This window comes from Micromonospora sp. IBHARD003, from assembly GCF_056106285.1.
In genome coordinates, this window is sequence record NZ_JBWBBX010000001.1 from 7,117,760 (window position 1) to 7,137,319 (window position 19,560).

Annotated in this window: 19 protein-coding genes and 1 pseudogene; 13 read left to right on the forward strand and 7 right to left on the reverse strand. The window is 71.5% G+C overall.

Features of this window, described 5'->3' with window-relative positions:
• The first annotated feature begins 32 nt into the window (after positions 1 to 32).
• The gene (locus ACTWOL_RS31130) at positions 33 to 1,295 is read left to right on the forward strand and encodes an MBL fold metallo-hydrolase (protein ID WP_474300178.1); all 1,263 of its coding nucleotides are present in this window, start codon (positions 33 to 35) and stop codon (positions 1,293 to 1,295) included.
• A 49-nt stretch (positions 1,296 to 1,344) separates the two neighbouring features.
• Here ACTWOL_RS31130 and ACTWOL_RS31135 read toward each other — a convergent pair whose 3' ends face one another.
• Together ACTWOL_RS31135 and ACTWOL_RS31140 are read right to left on the reverse strand one after the other, a co-directional pair.
• Entirely contained in the window at positions 1,345 to 1,983 is a 639-nt protein-coding gene (locus ACTWOL_RS31135) for a DedA family protein (RefSeq protein ID WP_474300179.1), read from the reverse strand.
• On the reverse strand, positions 1,980 to 2,753 hold the full coding sequence (locus ACTWOL_RS31140; protein WP_474300180.1) for an MBL fold metallo-hydrolase: 774 nt from the start codon (positions 2,751 to 2,753) through the stop codon (positions 1,980 to 1,982). The genes ACTWOL_RS31135 and ACTWOL_RS31140 overlap by 4 nt, the downstream gene beginning before the upstream one ends.
• Before the next feature lie 239 nt (positions 2,754 to 2,992).
• On the opposite strand from ACTWOL_RS31140, the gene ACTWOL_RS31145 reads away from it, so the two are divergent.
• From ACTWOL_RS31145 to ACTWOL_RS31165, 5 genes are all read left to right on the forward strand, one after another.
• Positions 2,993 to 3,433 (forward strand): hypothetical protein, encoded by a 441-nt coding sequence (locus ACTWOL_RS31145; RefSeq protein ID WP_474300181.1) that lies wholly within the window; start codon positions 2,993 to 2,995, stop codon positions 3,431 to 3,433.
• A 167-nt stretch (positions 3,434 to 3,600) separates the two neighbouring features.
• Positions 3,601 to 5,787 (forward strand): phage holin family protein, encoded by a 2,187-nt coding sequence (locus ACTWOL_RS31150; protein ID WP_474300182.1) that lies wholly within the window; start codon positions 3,601 to 3,603, stop codon positions 5,785 to 5,787.
• Between the two features lie 66 nt (positions 5,788 to 5,853).
• A complete protein-coding gene (locus ACTWOL_RS31155) occupies positions 5,854 to 7,284 on the forward strand; it encodes an amino acid permease (protein ID WP_474300183.1) in 1,431 nt (476 codons plus the stop codon).
• A gap of 275 nt (positions 7,285 to 7,559) precedes the next feature.
• A complete protein-coding gene (locus ACTWOL_RS31160; protein WP_474300184.1) occupies positions 7,560 to 7,898 on the forward strand; it encodes a hypothetical protein in 339 nt (112 codons plus the stop codon).
• Between the two features lie 101 nt (positions 7,899 to 7,999).
• Positions 8,000 to 8,221, forward strand: coding sequence for a hypothetical protein (locus ACTWOL_RS31165; RefSeq protein ID WP_474300185.1), 222 nt, complete (start codon positions 8,000 to 8,002; stop codon positions 8,219 to 8,221).
• A gap of 246 nt (positions 8,222 to 8,467) precedes the next feature.
• Here ACTWOL_RS31165 and ACTWOL_RS31170 read toward each other — a convergent pair whose 3' ends face one another.
• Positions 8,468 to 8,668, reverse strand: a complete 201-nt coding sequence (locus tag ACTWOL_RS31170) for a hypothetical protein (protein WP_474300186.1) — start codon at positions 8,666 to 8,668, stop codon at positions 8,468 to 8,470.
• A gap of 228 nt (positions 8,669 to 8,896) precedes the next feature.
• Here ACTWOL_RS31170 and ACTWOL_RS31175 point away from each other — a divergent pair, with 228 nt between their 5' ends.
• Together ACTWOL_RS31175 and ACTWOL_RS31180 are read left to right on the forward strand one after the other, a co-directional pair.
• Positions 8,897 to 9,994, forward strand: coding sequence for a P-loop NTPase family protein (locus ACTWOL_RS31175; protein ID WP_474300187.1), 1,098 nt, complete (start codon positions 8,897 to 8,899; stop codon positions 9,992 to 9,994).
• Positions 9,995 to 10,783: 789 nt separating this feature from the next.
• Entirely contained in the window at positions 10,784 to 11,380 is a 597-nt protein-coding gene (locus tag ACTWOL_RS31180) for a hypothetical protein (protein ID WP_474300188.1), read from the forward strand.
• Positions 11,381 to 12,005: 625 nt separating this feature from the next.
• On the opposite strand, the gene ACTWOL_RS31185 is transcribed toward ACTWOL_RS31180, so the two are convergent.
• Positions 12,006 to 12,848, reverse strand: coding sequence for a MerR family transcriptional regulator (locus ACTWOL_RS31185; RefSeq protein WP_474300189.1), 843 nt, complete (start codon positions 12,846 to 12,848; stop codon positions 12,006 to 12,008).
• A gap of 345 nt (positions 12,849 to 13,193) precedes the next feature.
• Between ACTWOL_RS31185 and ACTWOL_RS31190 the strand changes: the two genes are divergently transcribed.
• From ACTWOL_RS31190 to ACTWOL_RS31200, 3 genes are all read left to right on the forward strand, one after another.
• The gene (locus ACTWOL_RS31190) at positions 13,194 to 13,403 is read left to right on the forward strand and encodes a barstar family protein (RefSeq protein WP_474300190.1); all 210 of its coding nucleotides are present in this window, start codon (positions 13,194 to 13,196) and stop codon (positions 13,401 to 13,403) included.
• Positions 13,404 to 13,488: 85 nt separating this feature from the next.
• The gene (locus tag ACTWOL_RS31195) at positions 13,489 to 13,794 is read left to right on the forward strand and encodes a 4a-hydroxytetrahydrobiopterin dehydratase (RefSeq protein WP_474300191.1); all 306 of its coding nucleotides are present in this window, start codon (positions 13,489 to 13,491) and stop codon (positions 13,792 to 13,794) included.
• Positions 13,795 to 13,797: 3 nt separating this feature from the next.
• A complete protein-coding gene (locus tag ACTWOL_RS31200; RefSeq protein ID WP_474300192.1) occupies positions 13,798 to 14,598 on the forward strand; it encodes a class I SAM-dependent methyltransferase in 801 nt (266 codons plus the stop codon).
• 83 nt (positions 14,599 to 14,681) lie between these two features.
• Here ACTWOL_RS31200 and ACTWOL_RS31205 read toward each other — a convergent pair whose 3' ends face one another.
• Positions 14,682 to 15,530: an NmrA family NAD(P)-binding protein gene (locus ACTWOL_RS31205; RefSeq protein WP_474300193.1), complete on the reverse strand. Its 849-nt coding sequence runs from the start codon at positions 15,528 to 15,530 to the stop codon at positions 14,682 to 14,684.
• A 93-nt stretch (positions 15,531 to 15,623) separates the two neighbouring features.
• Here ACTWOL_RS31205 and ACTWOL_RS31210 point away from each other — a divergent pair.
• A pseudogene (locus ACTWOL_RS31210) lies at positions 15,624 to 16,547 on the forward strand (AraC family transcriptional regulator); the annotation flags it as partial.
• 198 nt (positions 16,548 to 16,745) lie between these two features.
• On the forward strand, positions 16,746 to 17,699 hold the full coding sequence (locus ACTWOL_RS31215; RefSeq protein ID WP_474300194.1) for a class I SAM-dependent methyltransferase: 954 nt from the start codon (positions 16,746 to 16,748) through the stop codon (positions 17,697 to 17,699).
• A gap of 19 nt (positions 17,700 to 17,718) precedes the next feature.
• On the opposite strand, the gene ACTWOL_RS31220 is transcribed toward ACTWOL_RS31215, so the two are convergent.
• Positions 17,719 to 18,945 carry a YeiH family protein gene (locus tag ACTWOL_RS31220; protein WP_474300195.1) on the reverse strand — a complete coding sequence of 409 codons (1,227 nt, stop codon included), beginning with the start codon at positions 18,943 to 18,945 and terminating at the stop codon, positions 17,719 to 17,721.
• On the reverse strand, positions 18,942 to 19,508 hold the full coding sequence (locus ACTWOL_RS31225; protein WP_474300196.1) for a cysteine dioxygenase family protein: 567 nt from the start codon (positions 19,506 to 19,508) through the stop codon (positions 18,942 to 18,944). Before ACTWOL_RS31225 ends, ACTWOL_RS31220 begins: the two co-directional genes overlap by 4 nt.
• Between the last annotated feature and the right edge of the window lie 52 nt (positions 19,509 to 19,560).

Below are 19,560 nucleotides of genomic sequence, written 5' to 3' on the forward strand. Positions count from 1 at the left end.
ACGGCGAGCCCCCGCGTCGAACGGAGCCGCAGATGACGGACCACCCGGAGCCCCCGCCCCCGCCCGACGACCCCCAGGGCCTGCCGGCCGGACCGCCCGGCGCGCGGACCACGGCCATGCCCCCCGGGGCCCCGGACCGCGCCGGGACGGAGCTCTCCCGGCGCACCCCGCCGCACGCATCCGAGGCGGCCCGCTCCGGTCCGCGCAGCCCCGCGGACGCGTCGGAGGGCGGCTCCGGTCCGCGTCCACCTGCGGACGCGCCGGGCCGCCGTGGAGAGGACCGGCCCGCGTCCCCTGCCGGAGCCCGGCCCAGGAGCCGGCTGCGTCCGCTCGGTTTCACCCGCCGTCCGACCCGCTCCTTCGCGGGCCGGCTGACCGCGCCGCTGCCCGGCGTAAGAGCCCTCGCGAGGCTGGCCAGAGAGGGCGCGCTGCGGCCCGCCGCGGCGGGCCTCGCCGACATCCCGCAACTGCCCTTCGCGCCGGGGCCGCTGCCCGTGGCCGAGCCCGGGACCGTCGCCGTCACCTGGGCCGGACACGCCAGTTGGGTGGTCGCCATCGGCGGGCTGACCGTGCTCACGGACCCCGTGTGGTCGCGCCGGATCCTCGGCACGCCCGCCCGGCTCACCCCGGTCGGGGTGCGCTGGGAGGACCTGCCGTCCATCGACGCCGTGGTCATCAGCCACAACCACTACGACCATCTCGACGCCCCCACCGTCGCCCGCCTCCCCAGGCGCACCCCGGTGTTCGTCCCGGCCGGACTCGGCCGGTGGTTCCGGCGGCGCCGGTTCAGCCGGGTCACCGAGCTCGACTGGTGGGAGGCCGCCGAGCTGCCCTCGCCCGACGGGGGAGCGGTGCGCTTCGACTTCGTACCGGCACACCACTGGTCCAGGCGGACCCTCACGGACACCTGCCGCTCGCTGTGGGGCGGCTGGGTCATCGGCGACCGGCGGGGCCGGCAGATCTACTTCGCCGGGGACACGGGGTACGGCCACTGGTTCAAGGAGATCGGCGACCGCCACCGGGACATCGACTTGGCCCTGCTGCCGATCGGGGCCTACGCGCCGCGCTGGTGGCTCAGCACCGTGCACATCGACCCCGAGGAGGCCGTACAGGCCTTCGCCGACCTCGGCGCCCGGAACATGGCACCGATGCACTGGGCGACGTTCGTCCTCTCGGCCGAGCCCGTGCTGGAGCCGCTGACCCGGCTGCTTGCCGCCTGGGAGCACACCGGTCTTCCGCGCGACAGGCTCTGGGATCTGCCCATCGGAGGGTCGTGCCGCCTGGCCGCCGGCTGACGAGGCACCGGTCGCCGTGCGGCACACCGCCGACCGCCGGCGCGGAGTCTCACAGCCGGCGGCCGCCGGACGGCCGGGGCCGGCGCAGCCTGTGCCACAACGTGGGCGCCGCGCCGATCAGCAACGCCAGGCCCACCGCCGCGACAACCCCCTGCCACGGCTCGGGGAAGAGCGAGCCGCCGAGGATCCCGATGAGCCCGTACGCCGCCGCCCAGACGAGGCACGCCGGAACATCACTGCGTGCGAAGCGCCGCAGCGGCATCCCGGCCAGCAGACAGGCCAGCATCACCGGAATGCGTCCGGCCGGCACCAGCCGGGACAGCACCAGCACCGTCGCCCCGCGTTCGTCGAGCCCCCGCTGCGCCTGCGCGAGCCGCTCCGGTGCCGCCCGCTGCCGCAGGGCCCCCAGCCACCGTGAGCCGTTCCTGGAGCCGACCCCGCGCCGCCCCAGCCAGTACAGCGCGACGTCCCCGGTGAACGCCGCGAGCGCCGACACCAGGAACACCAGCAGCAGCGCGAACGGCAGGGTCTGATGGAACGCCACCACCGCGGCGGAGCTCACGATCGCGCCCGTCGGAATCACCGGCACCAGCGCACCCAGCGCCACCAGCAGGAACAGCGACGGATAGCCGACCGCCTGCTGGGTCGACTCCGGCGGCAGCGGGCCGAGGGCCGCCTGGAACGTCACCGTGAGACCTCCGGCCGGACGCTCTCGCCGTGCCCCAGCCGGTGCACGGCCACCCCCGGCGCCAGCCGTGCCGCCTTCCGCGCGAACTCGTCCCCCGGCGCATGGAACTCGTGCGGCCGGATCGCGTCCATGCCGATCGGCCAGTACGTGCCGTAGTGCACCGGCACCGCCGCCCGCGGGTCCAGCGCGGCCAGCGCACGGGCCGCCCGGTCCGGATCGAGGTGCCCGTGCCCCAGGAAGGGACCCCAGCCACCAACCGGCAGCAGGGCCACGTCGATGGGACCGACCGCCTCCGCCATGCCGGAGAACAGCCCGGTGTCCCCGGCGAAGTACGTCCGTGCCTCGCCCCGGATCACATAGCCGAGCGCGGGGGAGCGGTGCGGGCCGAACGGCAGCCGCCGCCCGTCGTGCAGTGCCGGCACGGCACGTACGCGCAACGCGTCGACGGTCACCTCCTCACCCGGCGCCATCTCCGTGACGCAGAGCCCCCGCAGCCGCCTCAGCCCCGGCACCGACCGCGGCGCCCCGCGCGGCACGATCAGCCGGGTACCGGGCGCCAGCCGGGCCAGCGACGGCAGATGCAGGTGGTCGGAGTGCAGATGCGAGACGAGTACGGCCTCGGCGACCGCGGCCTCGGGCGGGGGCACGGCCCCGCGCCGGCGCCGCAGATGAGCGAGCCGGCTTACGAACAGCGGATCGGTCAGCACCCGCACCCCGGAGTCCTCGACCGTGCAGGTGGCATGACCCCACCAGGTGACTTCCACCGGCACGCGACCGCCTCCTCGCTGCCCTCGCCCGTCCCGGGCGATGTCTCCGCTACGAGCGTAGGACCATTCGTTTGGATCTTGCCGGGATCGCACGCCCTGGTGCCGTGAGCGAAGGGCGCGGGGAGAGCGGACCGCGCCGGTCGAGCGCCGATGTGCGCCTCCCTTGCGCCCTCGTCACCGGAGTAGGGTCGCCTTCAACAACCGGCGTACCGCACCACGCGAGGGCACAGGGAGAAGGGTCCATGGAGGACGCACCGGACGGCGCACCGGACCCCGGGCGGCACCCGCTGCGTGTGGCATCGATAGCCAGCCTGACCCCGCTCGAGGAGCTGGACAGCGAGCCCTTCCTCGTCGACACGCGCAGCCAGCACGCGATGTGTGCACGCTGGGCCGCGGGCCGGGGCCATGTCGTCACCCGTGAGCTGCTGTTCTACGGACTGCGCCCCGAAAACGGGGTGTTGTGGGCCGATGTCGAGGCGGGGCAGGTGGATCTCTTCGTCGCCCCCAGCGAACGGGTGCTGGCGCGGGCTCTGACCTCCGTGCCGGAGTTCACGGCCGAGTGCGCACGCCGCGGTGTGCCGCTGGAGACCGCCGGCCTCGACGAACCGGTCTACAACGCGGCGATGAAGGCGAGTGTGCACCGCCGGCTGTCGATGCCGACCGCGGGCTACGACGGCTGCTGAGTCCCGCCGCCGATTTCCGCCGCTGATTTCTGTCGCTGTGTTCGTCCGTCCCACGGCGCGGGCCCGGATCCACCTCCTGGGGTCCTGTCCGGCAGGGTGAACCAGGGGACCGTGCCCGGCCTTGTGCCACGCTGGATCGCAGGCGAGTCGGAAGGCAGTGACGGCGCGTGGGCGAACGGCGCGTAATCGAGCGGCCCTGGCGGACCGCGGGCAGCGCCCTGCTGCGGGTGATCGTGGTGTGGTCGGTGTCCACCCTCACCCTGCTCGCCCTCGCAGGCATCCTCCCGGACTTCGAGCTCCAGTCCCCCGGCGGGGACAGCATCACCCGTACGGCGGTCACCGCCGCCTGGGGCGCGGGCGTCTTCGGACTGCTGAGCGCCCTGGTGTGGCCGCTGGCCGTGAGGGCCCTGCTGCTGGTGCCCGCGCTGGTGCTCGGACTGCTGGTGTTCTTCCTCAACGGTTCCCTGCTGCTCCTCGCGCTCTGGCTGATCCCCGACGGCCGCGGCGCCGCCGACCCGCGCACCGCTGTGGTGGTCGCCGCCGTCATGTCCGCCGTCGCCTCCGCCACCTCCACCGCCCTCACCGTGGGGGACGACAACGCCTACCGGCGACGGCTCTCCCGCCTCGCCGACCGAAGACGGCGGCGCCGCGGCGACCGTATCGGGGGCAGCACGCCGGCCGGCACCGTGTTCCTCCAGCTCGACGGCGTCGGGCACACCGTCCTGTGCCGGGCCGTCGACGACGGGCTGATGCCGACCGTGGCCCGCTGGCTCGGCACCAGCCACCGCCTCACCCGCTGGCGCACCGACTGGTCCAGCCAGACCGGTGCCAGTCAGCTTGGCATCCTGCACGGCTCGAACCACGACGTCCCCGGATTCCGCTGGTACGAGAAGGACACCGGCCGGACCATGGTCAGCAACCGCCCCGCGGCCGCCGCCGAACTCCAGCGCCGCGCCGTCGCCCGCACCCGCGACGCGGGACTGCTCGGCGCGGACGGAGCGAGCCGCGGCAATCTGTTCGGCGGTGGCGCCGACCAACTGGCACTGGTGCTGTCCGTGGCCGCCCGCCGGGGCCGCGCCAACCGTTCCCGGGCCGGTTACTTCGCCTACTTCTCCGACCCCGCCAACGCCGTCCGCACCGCCGTCTCCTTCATCGCGGAAGTCCTGCGCGAGTGCGGTCAGTCGATCCGCTCCCGGCTGCGCGGCGACCGGCCGCGCGTCGGACGCGGCGGCCTCTACCCCTTCATCCGGGCCTTCGCGACCGTCGTCGAACGAGACGTCGTGGTCGCCGCGGTGATCGGGGACATGCTGGCCGGCCGCACCGCCGTCTACGCGGACCTCGTCGCCTACGACGAGGTCGCCCACCACTCGGGGCCGCACAGCCGTGACGCCGCGAAGGTGCTGCAGCGGATCGACCGGGCGGTCGCGCTGATGGCCAAGGTCGCCGCACACGCACCCCGCCCCTACCGGATCGTGCTGCTCTCCGACCATGGCCAGAGCCCCGGCGAGACGTTCGCACAGGCATACGGACTCACCCTGAAAGACCTCGTCAGGGCCGGCTGCGGCCTGCCCGTGTCACGCCGGGCAGGACGCACCCCGAGCGGTGCGGAGGCCCGCGACGCCGCCCGGGACGCACTGCGCAGCGCCCTGCACCGCCCGGTCGGGAGTGAGGAGGCGCAGGAGCAGCCGGCCGGCCGATCCGGTCCCGTGGTCCTCGCCTCGGGCAATCTCGGGCTGATTTCCTTCCCGGACGCCGCAGGGCGGCTCAGCCGCGAACAGATCGACCGCCGTCACCCGGCCCTGCTGCGCACCCTCGCGAGCCATCCGGGCATCGGCTTCCTGCTGGTGCGCAGCGAGCGGCACGGCTCGTTGGTGCTCGGACCGGGCGGAGCCGAAATACCGGTGCCCACGCTGGACGGCACCGGCCCGCTCGCCGTGTTCGGGCCGGGTGCGGCCGATGCCGTCCGGCGTACCGACTCGTTCCCCCATGTCGCCGACATCATGGTCAACTCGCGCTATGACCCCGGGAGCGGACGTGTGCACGCCTTCGAGGAACAGATCGGCTCCCACGGCGGTCTCGGGGGTGAGCAGGCGTACCCGTTCCTGCTGTCGCCGTACGAACTGTCCGAGCCCGTACCGGCGGGCGCGACGCGTACGTCCGGCGCGGACGACACGCAGCTGGTGGGCGCCGAACAGGTGCACCTCGTGCTCAGGCGCTGGCTCGGGGAGGCCCGGACGCAGGCGCACAGTCCGCGGGTGCCGCTCACCGAAGGAGCGGAAGATCACCGGTCACCGGACCGCACCGGCGAAGCATTTCCGGTGCCGGAGCGGTCCGCGCAGGACGAACCCGACTGAATTTTGAGGAGCGCCCACCGTCCCCGACCATGGTCGGGTTTGCACGGAGAAAGGCGCATCACCCTCATGACCACGACTGTTCCCTCGCAGCGAACCACCACGGCCCCCGCCGGGGAACAGAGCAAAGAGCAAAGCAAACACGACCGGCGCTTCGGTCTCCCCGTCGCCACCGCTCTGGTCATGGGCAACATCATCGGCGGCGGTATCTTCCTGCTCCCCGCCTCCGTGGCCCCGTTCGGGACCGTCAGCCTCGTCGCCTTCGCCGTCCTGACCGTCGGCGCGATCGCGCTCGCCCTCGTCTTCGGACGGCTCGCGCAGCGGAATCCGACGACCGGCGGTCCGTACGTCTACGCCCGCGAGGCCTTCGGTGACTTCGCGGGCTTCCTCGCTGCCTGGTCGTACTGGATCACCGCGTGGGTGTCGAACGCCGCGCTCGCCGTCGCGGCCGTCGGCTACCTCGACGTCCTCGTACCGCTGCACGACTCCAAGCCCGCGACGATCGGCGCCGCGCTGCTTCTGCAGTGGCTGCCCGCCGTCGCCAACCTGGCCGGCACGCGCTACGTCGGAGCGGTCCAGCTGGTCGCCACGGTCCTGAAGTTCGTCCCCCTGCTGCTGGTCGCCGTGGGCGGTCTGTTCTTCTTCGACGCGGACAACCTCGGGCCGTTCGAGGCGAGCGGTTCCGGCACGGCCGGGGCGATCTCGGCGTCCGCGGCGATCCTGCTCTTCAGCTATCTGGGCATCGAGTCCGCGGCGGTGAGCGCCGGCGAGGTACGGGACCCGCAGCGCAATGTCGGACGCGCCACGATCCTCGGCACGGCCGGGGCGGCGGTGATCTATCTACTCGGCACGCTCGCGGTCTTCGGCACCGTGGCACACGACCGCCTCGTCGAGTCGAAAGCGCCCTTCTCGGACGCCGTCAACGCGATGTTCGGCGGGGCGTGGGGCGGTACGGCAGTGGCCTGCATGGCGCTGGTGTCGATGGCCGGTGCGCTGAACGGCTGGACCCTGCTGAGCGCCCAGACTCCCTACGCGGCCGCCCGGGACGGCCTCTTCCCCGCGGTCTTCGCCCGCAAGCGGCGCGGCGTCCCGACGGCGGGCGTGCTCGTGACCGTCGTCCTCGCCTCGCTGCTGACGGTCTACAACTACACCGCCGGCTCGGACGGGGTCTTCGAGATCCTCGTGCTCGTCACCACCTTCACGGCGACGGTGCCGTATCTGCTGTCCACAGCCGCGCAGATCCACCACCTGGCCTCGGGACGTGGCCACCTCGTCAGCCGAGCCCGTTTGGTGCGCGACGGCGTGCTCGCGGTGGTCGCCGCCGCCTTCTCGATGTGGCTGGTCGCCGGTTCGGGCTATGCCGCGGTCTACCAGGGCGTGCTGTTCCTGTTCGCCGGCGTGCTCGTCCACGCCTGGATGTCGGCGCGCCGCCGGCGGCCCGGCCCGGGGACCGAGCGCAGGGCGGAAGAGGCAGACAAGACAGGCGAGCTAGTGCTGTGACCGGATAGGTTTGCCGGGAAGCTCGCGGCGTCCGGTGCGGTGTATCGCAAGGCGGAGGATCGGCCTTGTACTGGATGTACTCGGGTGATTCGACAACGCAGCGAGACGCCGTGCAGGACACCGCGAGCCGGTGAACCTATCCGGTCACAGCACTAGACGAGCTGGACGAGGCGCATTCGGCGTAATGCGTTAACCCGCGGGGGCGGATCCCGCGCCGGGGCGCACGTCCGGAGCCTGCCGGTGGGCACGTGTGGCAGGTGCAGGAGGTTGTGCCCGTGAACCGTGCCAGGCGCTGTGCCGCCGTTCGTGCCGCGATCGTCGTCCTGACGGCGGTCGTCGCGCTGCTCGGTGCACCGGCGGGCGCGTCCGTCACCGCGCCGCACGGCCCCGCCCCGGCCTCCTCCGCACCCGCCGACTTCCAGGGCGAGGGCGCTCAGGACACCGCCGAAGTGGATCAGCCGCCGGCGCCCCGGCGTACGGAACGACGGGGCGGACAGCCCGGTGACGCCCTGTCGACCGCGGTGCCCGCGTCTTCGGCACCGGCCGGCGCGGCGGCTCCCGTGGTGTCACCGCCCGCCCCCGATGCGTCGAGGTCCCCGGTCCTGCGCTGCTGAGGGAAGGCCCGTGCGGGACGGAGGGCACCGGTGTGCCGCCCTTGCTCCCGGACGGCTCACCGCCCTCACACCACCCCTCGTCACGCGCAGGGAGCAGAGCCATGCCCATCGACGCCTTCGCAGCACTGAACGCCATGATCCGCGCCGAAGTAGCCCGTACCGACCCGCCGGAGACCGCCCGTACGGAACCGCCCAATGCGGTCCGAACGGACCTCCCGGAAGCCGAGCCGAATCCGCCGTCCAGGGCCGCTGCGCCCGAACCGGAACAGACAGCGGCCGCCACCGGGGAAGGACGGCCATCCAGGAGCGGCTCGTCCCGCTGACCCGCCCTCCCCGACCCACCGCGTCCGCCCGGCTCGCCCCGGGCGGACCCGGTCGGGCGCCCCCGGCCCCTCGGGTCCTCCCGCGCCGATGCTCCGGCAACGGCCGCCGAGCGGGCCGGGGGCCGACGGGCAGGACGCGGGGCGTCCGAGCGTCCGGGTGTCAGGACCTCGCGGCGGGACCCCCGGCCGACCCTGTGGGGCCACCCGTGCCCTCCGGCCGTGGCTCCACGGGGACCGTTGGCGGATCTACGCGGTGACCTGCGGTGATGGCGTGGACGACCAGGTCCGAGAGGCTCCAAGCCGTTGCGCGACCGGATCGGCAAGGAACATCAGCAGGAACGCGGTGCTGTCGGCGCCGATGACGGTTTCCACGCCGCCGGTCAGCAGATCGCATTCCCGGTACCAGTCGCGTAGCGCCTCCTGACCGACGACTGATCGGCACCGCACTCATGGGTCGCGCTCGTCGCGTCGCGTGTCACAGAAGTGAGCCGCCTCACAGTTTCTGCATCAGAGTCAACTGACCACCTCGGCGCGCTCTATGAGGGGTATGACCAAGTTCGAAGCAGGGATCCTTGCCGGGCTCCGCACCACCGAGTACGCCTGTCTCGACGCCAAGCACCATCATCTCCGCCTCGGCCAGGACGAGGTGTTCACATCCTCATGACGACGTCAGCGGTGGTCCTGCGTGCCGGTGAGGTGACGGCCATCGCCGGTGGCGGCGGAGCGGGAGAGACCACGCTGCTGGAGGCCTTCGCGGGGCGATTCGCGGGCGAAGTGACGGGGCTCGTGCCCCAGGACGACATCATCCGCCGCGAACTGCCGGTTGCCCGCATCCTGCGGTACGCGGCGCGGCTGCGCACGCCGGCCCCTTCCCAGCCCGCTCCAGGCGCTCCTGCCTCACCGCGCATGCCAAGGCAAGTCGCGAGCGTCGCCTGTGCCATGGCGATCGCCGGTCTGCTGGCCACCGGGTGCTCCGCCGGCGGCGCGAACGGCGCTGCGGACACGGGGGCGACGCCGCCTGCCATCGAGGCGTCGCCGACACCGCCCGCCACCGGATACGACGGACTGCTGGCGCTCCCGCTGTCCGCCTACGGCACCTCGGAGAAGGACGACGACCGGCTGTTCACGGCACGAAAAGCGCTGGTCGTGAAGTGCATGAAGAGCCGTGGGCACCGGAGCTACTCGGGCCAGGCCATGATCCAGGTCACCGGGCAGGACAGCGAAGCGATCCGCCCGGCCGGCGCCTGGGGCTACATCGGCCCGGCGACAGCAAAGCGCCAGGGCTTCCATCCAGGACAGGCAATTCCGCACACGCCCGGCCTGAGCGGCGCGGAAGGCAAAGACTTCCAGGCGTGTTGGGACGCAGCCGACAAGCAACTGCCCAGCCTGGCAGGCACCGACGGCTGGACGCTGACCCAGCGCCTGTTCGACCAGTCACTGCAGCAGACGGGTGCGGATGGGCGGGTGACCGCCGCGCGCACACGCTGGAGCACCTGCATGACACAAGCGGACCACCCAGCCCAGGACCCCGAGAAACTGGCCGCCGGCCCCTGGAAGACGCCGAAGGCGACAATCGACGAGATCGCCGCGGCCACCGCCGCCGAGGCCTGCACGAGGTCATCGGGCCTGGCCGCCGTCTACTTCGCGGTACTGACGGGATATCAGCGGCAACTCGTGTCAGGCAACACCGCTGCGCTGACCACCTATCGACAGCAGGTTCAGGCACAGAACGACCACGTCGCGCACCTCCTGACAACGCTGTCAACAACCTGAGCCGAGCGCCCACCACGAGCCCCGGACGGCACCATGCCCGACCACCCGTTCCACGCCGTCCGGCACAAGAAAACAACAACAAGAAGGGATCCGTATGCCTCGCACGCTCAAGCGAGCGGCCGCGACCGTAGCGGTGGCCGCCGCCCTGACCCTCGGCCTGCCCGCAACCCAGGCATCCGCCATCAATCAAGTCCCATGCGGCAACCGCACAGATTTCGTAAAGATCCAATTTATAATGCTTCCCCGAATTGGTCCCGTAAGCGCCTGCTTTGCGAACCGGGGGTGGATGTGGTCCCGCATGGACGATCCCCTCGCTCTTTCTTCGGGAAACAACGCAGGGGCCGTCCGGGTCAAGAAGAGGAGTACCCACAATGAAACATTCATTCAATTCCGCAAGTGGCAGTCCGTGAGCCTCGACGCCTACATGGACGTAGATAAAGTATTCATCAATTAACTCCGAGAGATCCGGGGAAAATCCCCCGATGTCCCGGAACCAGGCCTGACACCTGCCACACCTCGGCATGTGCCGCCAGCGGCCCCTCCTTGTCGGAACGGGCCATGGGCGGTTGACCGGTGTCCGCTGCAGAGAGGGGCTGTAACACCCCCGATGGTGTTATAGCCCCCTTGCCGCCGCACATCTGTCGGTCCGCAACGATCACCCGTTCCGTACCCGGAGCGGGCATTTGGCCCGCTTCAGGCCGCCCTCGGCTGCGGGGGTGGGTGCGCCTTCACGGCGGTCTGGCCGTATGTCCCGGCCGGGGTGGACGGAATCCACGAAAGGTTCACACCATGCGAGCTACTGAAACTACCCATTCGCGAGACGCGAGGGGTCTGATCGCGGCAGTCACCGCGCTTGCCGGAACGCTTCTGCTCGGGGCGTGCGCAGGAGGGGCTGAGCAGGCCAGAGAAGACGAGAGCACGGGCGTCGCGAGCGTGACAGGTCCCAAGAAGGGGAGCGAAGACAAGAAGAAGCCGCCGCCGGCGACGCAAGCGGAGCGACCTCTCATCAGGCCCGACACCTCAGACGAGGAGGAGAGCAGGATCTGGAACGTCTACTACGACTGCATGGCGAAGCAGGGAGTCAAGATGGCAGCTAACCCGGACGGCGGCTACTTGGGCATGGAGGAACCTGCCAAGGACCCGAAGTTCCCAGCAGGCCAGAAGAAGTGCGGGCACCTGGAGCCCGAAATGCTGTCCGGGCGGTCTGCCAGGATGGATCCGGATTTCCGGGACAAGGCGGATAAGTGGCTGAAGTGCCTCAGCTCACACGGCATCAAGGCGACGGTCGATAACGAGGGCGTGCTGGCGTATGCTGACGGACTGCCACCCGAGGAAAAGCACCAGTGGGTCGTGAAATGCGAGACTGAAGCGTTTACCGAAAAATAGCCGCTGCCCCGCACCGTCGGACAACAACTGCTGCCGCGTGCCCGACTCTCCTTGGACGCGGACGACCCGGTCGAAGCCGCCCGCAAGAGCCACGCTTGACAGTGATCCGGCGAGCAGCGTTCCTCAACGAACGTCCTGCGTAACTTCCGATCCCTGCTGAAGACAGCCGGATTCGAGAGCCCGAAGGACTGGACGACACTGGACGACCCGGGAGCTGCGGACAAGCTTCGTCTCCCTGCTGTCGGACCATGGCATCCCGATTGAGGTCATCGCCCGCGTGGTCGGCCACAGCGGTAGCCAGACCATGGAACAGGTCTACCGCAAGCAGCTGCGCCCTGTACTCACCGAGGGGGCTGAGGCGATGGACGACATCTTCGGACAGGGCCGTGCCACGGGCAGCGAGCGCGAATTGCTTCCGCGGTAAGCCAGGGGCTCAGTGACACTGCGGAGCGGGGACGCGTGATCCAGCAAGTCGTCATGGAGCCGTCCGTGTTCGTCCATGGGGAGCCGCCTCGTGTCGCCCCCGGTGGCTCCCCACGTGGCTCCCCGCGGCTCCCTCTAGTGGTAGCCCTTCGAGGGTTGACTTCGGATCCTTCTCGGTGCGCAGGGGCCGCCGCTCGTCAGATCACCCGACCATGTCGGTCTCGTCGAGCTTGCAGATCGCAGCGGTGGTTTCGACGCCGTCGTCGTGCAGCAGATGGCGCATGCGGGAGATATCGATGTAGGCGGCGTCGAGGGGATGCATGAGCAGGCGCGTGAGCGCGGTGCCGTACTTGGCCATCGAGCTCTTGCCCGGGATGAATATCGACAGTTCGTCCCGGGCCTCGAAGAGCTGCACCTCGACGTTGCCGGGCAGAGCTGCGACCGCTTTCTTGTCCGCCGTGACGGGGATCTTCACCAGCCAGTGGGGCCCCTCGGCGGTGATGCTCTGCCTCTTCTGCTCCGGGGTCTCGCTGGCCCAGGCTCGCCAAGGGGTCCCCGACACAACGGCTCCGCACGACTCCACAGTCTTGACCACGTCCTGAACGGTGGCGGTGACGGCGGCATCGGCTTCGTCCCAGTCGTACTGGTCACCTCCAGTCCAGGGGCCGGACACCAGCTTCGACACCACGGTCATCTCGGGTACATGGCGCAGGCGCGCCTCCGGCCACGAGTTGAAGAACTCGCGCGCGTCGCTGATCGTCTCGTCCTGGGCCTGCCGCTGGCGCTGCACCTCCGCACTGTGATGCTGCAACAGGGCGGGTGCCGTATCCGGCTCGTCGAGAGCACGCCGGACGAGCTTGACGCTCATCCCCGTGCCGCGCAGGACCATGATCAGCATGGCCTGTTCGACCTGCTCAAATGTGTACGAGCGGTAGCCGGTCTGCTCGTTGACGTCGGCCGGGACGAGCAAACCCTCGGAGTGGTAGAACCGCAGCGTCTGCGGCGACAGATAGCACATTTCACTGAATTCGCTGATGGACAACATGGCGCCATGTTCGCCCTTACAGCAACTACAAGGTCAAGCGCCGAGGAACTGGCGCAGCGCACACATCCTGCGTCCGGTGGGCACCGGACGCAGACACGCGTGGTCGTGTGATCTCCGAGGACTCCACACGGCCGCGCGCCTGAATCCGTCACCAGCACCGTCACTAGGGGATAGAGCAGCCGCTCCGGGATGGATTACGCCGATCCCCCTCAGAGTTTGCTTGTCCTGCGGCGGAGCCGGGCAAGGGTGCGTGGCGACCCGGAGCGCGCCGGTGCTGTGAGCCCCGAGCGAGCCTGTCTCTTTGGACCGCTGCCTGGCTGGGTGGAGGTTGGCTACTCTGCTGCGATGGCCAAGAAGACAGAGTCGGAACTCGTGGTTGACCTGCGAGGGCGGTCGATCGAGACGCTTGATGACTTCTGGGACGCCGTCGCCGGGCCTTGTGGACTGCCAGAGTGGTTCGGCCGGAATACGGATGCTGTGCCGCGCGGACGAACCGGCCCGCAGCGCCAGCTCCAGCTGGCTCACCCCGCGTCGCACGCGCCAGCCGCGCAGTAGTGGCCCCAATCCCGTGTCGGGCGCGACAGTTGTCATGGGTCAAAGTTAACGTCGCTCGCAGACACACCCGGAGGGAGTCGGTCTCATGCCCACAGAGCCGTTGTCGCAGAAGGAGATCGAGGACAGGCTGCGTGAACTGCCCGGCTGGTCCCAGGAAGGTGACCGGATCGCCCGCACGTACCGGCTGGGCAGCCATTTCGCGGCGACGGCGCTCGTCGTGCACGTGGCCCAGATCCAGGAGGAGCTCAACCACCACTCGGATCTCACGCTCGGATACAACACGGTCAGCCTTACGGTGAACACGCATGACGCGGGCGGCGCCATCACCGAGCGGGACTTCGCGCTGGCACAGCGTGTGGAGACCGCCGCCCCGAACCACGGAGCGAGCTGACCTGTGCTGCACGACGACGAGACCGCGCGTGAGACCGCGGGGGCTTCCGGAGCCGGACGGGACTCCCCGCTCGACTACGACATGGAGGCCGCCCTCTACGACGCGACGCGGGGCGGAGTGCCCCGCGCGGCCGCCGCGGCCATGGCCGTGCTCTCCCTGGTGCCTGCGGCTGCCCGCTCGCTCCTCGACATCGGGTGCGGCACCGGCCTCGTGACCGAGCGACTGGACCGGCCGGGGCTACGGGTGCTGGGTGCCGACTCCTCGGCCGGTATGGCGCGGATCGCCGCCCGGCGCGTGGGCGATGTCGTCCTCGCCGATGTGCGCCGACTGCCGCTGCCCACGGCCTCCGTGGACGCGGTCAGCGCGGTCTGGCTGCTCCACCTCGTCCGGGACGCGCGCGCGGTCGTCGCCGAGGCAGCCCGGGTGCTGCGTCCCGGCGGGGTGTTCATCGCCACCGTCGACAAGGACGCCGGGCATGACGTGGTGTGCGACATCGACGCCGTACTCGAGCCCTATCGGACGAGCGAGGTGTACGACAGCGCCGACCGCATCGAGGCGTTCGGCGCGGCACATGGACTCCTCCCGGCGGGAGACACGCACTTCATCGGCCATGGGCAGGGCCGCTCGCCGCGCAGCACGGCCCAGGCAGTGCTGCGCGGCGAGTACGCGTCGCGGCTGACGGCCCGCGGCACGGTCGCCGAGACTGTCGCCGCCCGGCTGCGGGCGCTGCCCGAGCCGGACGAGCCCCGCCCGGACCCCCGCTTCCGGGTCCTCGCCCTGCGCCGGACGGACGCCCGCGGCTGACCGGCGCCACGGCCCGGACCGTACCTGTCAGCGACGGGTACGGCCCGGGCCGCCGCCATGTCGGGAGCCCCATGCCCGTCCGCTCAGCCCCGCCACGCCCCCGATGCCGCCGCGTCCTTCGCCGCGTCGGCGAAGTCCCTCGGTTCACGGCCGAGGACACGGCGGACTCCGTCCGACAGATGGGAGTTGTGTCCGTCCAGGAGCATCGTGAAGAGCTCCGTCAGCCAGCTCGCGTCCGCCTCGGGAATGCCCAACTGCCGCAGGACGCCCACGTACTCCTCACCGGACACCGGGACATAGCGGACCGGACGGCCCGTCACGGCTGACAGCTCCGCCGCGACTTCGTCGAACGTCAGCAGCCGGGGGCCCGTCAGCTCCAGGGTCCGGGCCGCGTGACCCCCGTCCGTCAGCACCGTGACCACGACGTCCGCCAGGTCGTCCAGATCGAGGAAGGGCTCGGCCGTGCTGCCCGCGGGGAAGGGGATCTCCCCGGCGAGGACCCCGGGGACCAGAGCGCCTTCGCTGAAGTTCTGGGCGAAGAAGGCCGCCCGTACCACCGTCAGCGGGACCCCGGCCGCCCGCAGTGCGTCTTCCGCGCGCACGGCCTGCGGCTCGCCGCGGCCCGAGAGCAGCACGAGCCGGCGCACTCCCTGTTCGGCCGCGAGCCGCCCGAGGGTGCGCATCGCGTCCTCCGCGCCAGGCGCAGCGAGGTCCGGGTAGTAGGCCACATACGCCGCGTCGGCGCCACACAGCGCCGGGCCCCAGGTCGACGGGTCCTCCCAGTCGAAGGGCACGTCCCCGTGGCGCGAGCCGGCCCGCACGCTCACACCGTGCTCGGCGAGCCGCTTTGCCACCCGGCGGCCGGTCTTGCCGCTCGCCGACGTCACCAGCACGGTCAGCTGCTGTGCGTTCTCATCCAGGTTCTCGGTCATGGGTCCACCCTCGCGGTCACCGCCTGGACTCTCCATGCGCCAGAGGCTCGATCCCATACGCGTGCGTCCACGCTGCCGCGTACGCTCGAAACCATGGACGCACTCACCGGACTGCTCGACGGCCCCCGGGCGAAAGGAGCCTTCCTGCTTCGCATGGTGATGGAACCGCCCTGGTCCCTGCGCGTCGAGGACCGTGCTCCGCTCTGCCTGATGTGCGTCACCCGCGGCGAGGCCTGGATCGCGCCCGATGCGGGCGAGCCCGTCCTGCTGCGTCCGGGCGACATCGCCATCGCCCGGGGGCCCGAGCCGTATCTCGCCGCGGACGCGCCGTCCACCCCGCCCTACGCGGTGATCGGGCCGGGCGGCAGCTGCACCACGCTGCACGGCGAACCGCTCGAGGAGTGCATGCACCTCGGCGTACGCACCTGGGGCAATGCCCCCGACGGCAGCACCACGATGCTCATCGGCACCTACCAGATGGACAGCGAGGTCGGCAGGCGGCTGCTGGACGCTCTCCCGGGGCTGCTGCATCTGCCGGCCGACGCGTGGGACTGCCCGCTGATGCCCGTCCTCGACCAGGAAATCAGCCGGGACGAGCCAGGCCAGAGCGTGGTCCTGGACCGGTTGCTCGACCTGCTGCTGATCGCGGCGGTGCGGAGCTGGTTCTCCCGGCCGGATGCCGAGGCACCGGCCTGGTACCAGGCCATGGGGGACCCGGTCGTGGGCAGGGCGCTACGGCTGATGCAGAACGATCCGGCGTACCCCTGGACCGTCGCCTCACTGGCCGCCACATGCGGCGTTTCACGGGCCGGACTCGCCCGGCGGTTCACCGAACTGGTGGGCGAGCCGCCGATGACGTATCTGACGGACTGGCGGCACGCCCTCGCGGCCGACCTGCTGCGGCACACCGACGCGACCGTGGAGTCGGTGGCCCGGCGGGTCGGCTACAGCGGCGCGTTCGCCTTCAGCGCGGCGTTCAAACGCGTCCGGGGGCTCAGCCCGCAGGACCACCGCGCGGTCACGGCATCGGATCCGTCGTCCCGAACGGCGCCGGGTACCGCGAGGATTCCCGCGACGGGCTCCGTGACGGGCTCCGCGATGGGCTCCGCGACGACGGGTGCTGCCGTCACGGCCGTCGCCGCCGCGCCCGTCACGGTCTTGCCGCAACGGCAAAACGGTTCGCCGTGAAGCCGGGCACGGACGCACCCTGACGCCATGAGCACTCACCGCCACCACCAGGACCCCGCCCACCACCAGGACCGGGGCCACGGCCATGACCACGGGCACGATCACGGCGCCACCGACATCGACTGGGCCGCACTCGCCCCGGTCCTGGAGAGCGGTGCCGAAGCGCACCGGCCCCTCTACACGCAGGCCGCGGCGTGGATCGCCGACCGGATGCCCGTCGAAGGCGTGCGCCGCGTCCTCGACATCGGCAGCGGCCCCGGCGTCGTCAGCTGTCTGCTCGCCGAGGCGTTCCCGTACGCGGAGGTCGTCGCCGTGGACGCCGCCCCCGCGCTGCTCGAGCTCGCCCGCGCCCGGGCCGAGCGCGCCGGGCTCGGCGACCGTGTCCGCGTCCATGCCGCCGAAGTGCCCGACGGACTGGACGAGCTGGGCACGGCCGACCTCATCTGGGCCGGGAACTCCTTGCACCACGTGGGCGACCAGCACGCCGTCCTCGCGGCCTTCGCACGGCAGCTGCGCCCGGGCGGGTTGCTCGCCCTCGTCGAGGGCGGACTTCCGCCCCGGCACCTGCCGCGCGACATCGGCATCGGACGTCCCGGCGTCGAGGCGCGTGTCGACGCGGTGAGAAGCGTCTGGTTCGAGGAGATGCGTGCCGCGCTGCCCGGCGCCAGGAGAGTCGTGGAGCACTGGCCCGCGCTGCTGACGGACGTGGGGCTGTCGGAGGCCACCAGCCGTACCTTCCTCCTCGACATCCCGGCCCCGCTGGATTCCGCCGTACGCAGGCACCTCGTGTCCGAGTTCTCCTGGGGGCGCGCCATCCTGGACGGGCTGCTGGACGATGACGACAAAGCGGTTCTGGACCGTCTCCTGGACCCGGACGACAAGGAGGGCCTGATGCACCGCCCGGACTGCTTCGTGCTCGACGCCCGTACGGTGCACACGGCCCGGAGCGGTCACGAGGACGCGGCGCCGACCGCTCCCTGAGCCCGCGCCTCCGGCCCCCTCAAGCAGTCAGGAGCACGCCCGCGTAGGACGCCGCCGCGATGAGCACCCAGGCGGTCAGCCCCAGCCCGGCCACCCGCAGACCCGTTCTGGTCAGCGACGGCAGATGGACGGCGCTGCCGAGCCCGAACAGCGCCGCGGCCAGCAGCAGTTCCTGGGCGACGCCCGCCGCCGTCAGGGCGGTGGCGGGCACCAGACCCGTCGTGCGCAGAGCCACCATGGCGAGAAAGCCCACGACGAAGAGGGGGACGAGCGGGGGCCGCCCCGCACCACCGGTGGCGCGTCCGCGGCGGCGTGCGGCGACCGCGAGCGCCGCGACCAGGGGGGCCAGCAGTGCCACGCGCATCAGCTTGACCAGCACGGCCTCGCCCAGCGCGTCCGTCCCCGCGGTCTGGGCCGCCGCCACCACCTGGCCCACGTCATGGACGCCGGCACCCACCCAGCGGCCGAACTCGGCGTCGGTGAGCCCCAACGGGCCGTGCAGCAGCGGTAGTACGGCGATGGCCAGGGTGCCGCACAGGGTCACCAGGGCCACCGAGGTGACGACGTCCTCGTCGTCGCTGTCGTTCACCGCGCTCACCGCGCCGATCGCGGACGCACCGCAGATGGAGTACCCGGTGGCGATCAGCAGCGGCTGGTCGCCGGGCAGTCCGAGCCGGCGCCCCAGCCACCACGTGCCCCAGAACGTCGCGGCGACCACTGCGACCACCATGGCGACCGTCGCCCAGCCCAGGTCCACGACGTCCGCCATGCCCAGCCGGAGACCGAGCAGCACGATCCCGACGCGCATGAGTCTCTTCGCGGCCAGGGCGAGTCCGGGCCGGCAGCGGCCCCGGACACGGGTGCGCAGCCAGGGCGTGTGCGCGGCGGCGATGCCCAGCACGACCGTGGCGGTGAGCATCGGCACGGCGGGCAGCGCGAGATGCACCAGCCATGCCGCGCACACGCCGGCGGCGGCCAGCGCCAGCCCGGGGACGGGACCAGCCTTCGCGGGGCCGGCACCTGCGGTGTCCGCACCTGCGGTGTCCGCACCTGCGGTGTCCGCACCTGCGGTGTCCGCACCTGCGGTGTCCGCACCTGCGGGACCGGCATTCGCCGATCCCGTACCGGCAGGACCTGTCTTCGCCGATCCCGTCTTCGCCGATCCCGCACCGGCGGGGCCCGCAGCCCCGGCGGACTGGCTCCGTCGTGTGCTGCCCGGTGCGTCCGAACCCGTCAGCGCCTTCACCGGTCGGCCGGCAGGTCGTAGACGCGCCGGACGCTCGTGCCGAGTCGGGAGATGTCCGCCCCGTAGACATGGAGGGAAAGGGCCCTGCCCGTACCGGAGTTGCGGACGAGGTGGATATCGCCGGGCGGCGCGAAGGCCGCCACCGCGCCGCGCGGGTTCACCACGTCCTCGGTGGCGATCAGCCGGGCCGTCGTGCCGTGCGGGACCAGCCGGTAGCGGCGCTCGTACTCCTCGCCCTCGTGGACGCCGGTCACACACCAGGAGACGTGGTCGTGGATCGTGGTGGCCTGTCCGGGCAGCCAGACCAGGGCCACCACGGAGAAGCTGCCGTCCGGTTCGGCGTGCAGCACATGCTGGCGGTAGCGCTCGGGGTCACCCTCGCACTGTTCCGCGGTGAGCAGCCCGGGCATGCCCAGATACGGGGCGAGCCGTTGCCCCACGAGCTGCGCCGTGGGCTCGGGCGGCAGCCCGCGCAGCACGGTCTGGCGTATCTCCGCCACGAGGGTGCGCAGCGGAGCGGTCATCCGGGACGCTGTGGTGGTGGACGCGTTCGCAGGGGTCATGCATGAAGCGTCCGCCGGAAAGATCTCCCCCGTCCAAGGAGTGTTGTTTGCC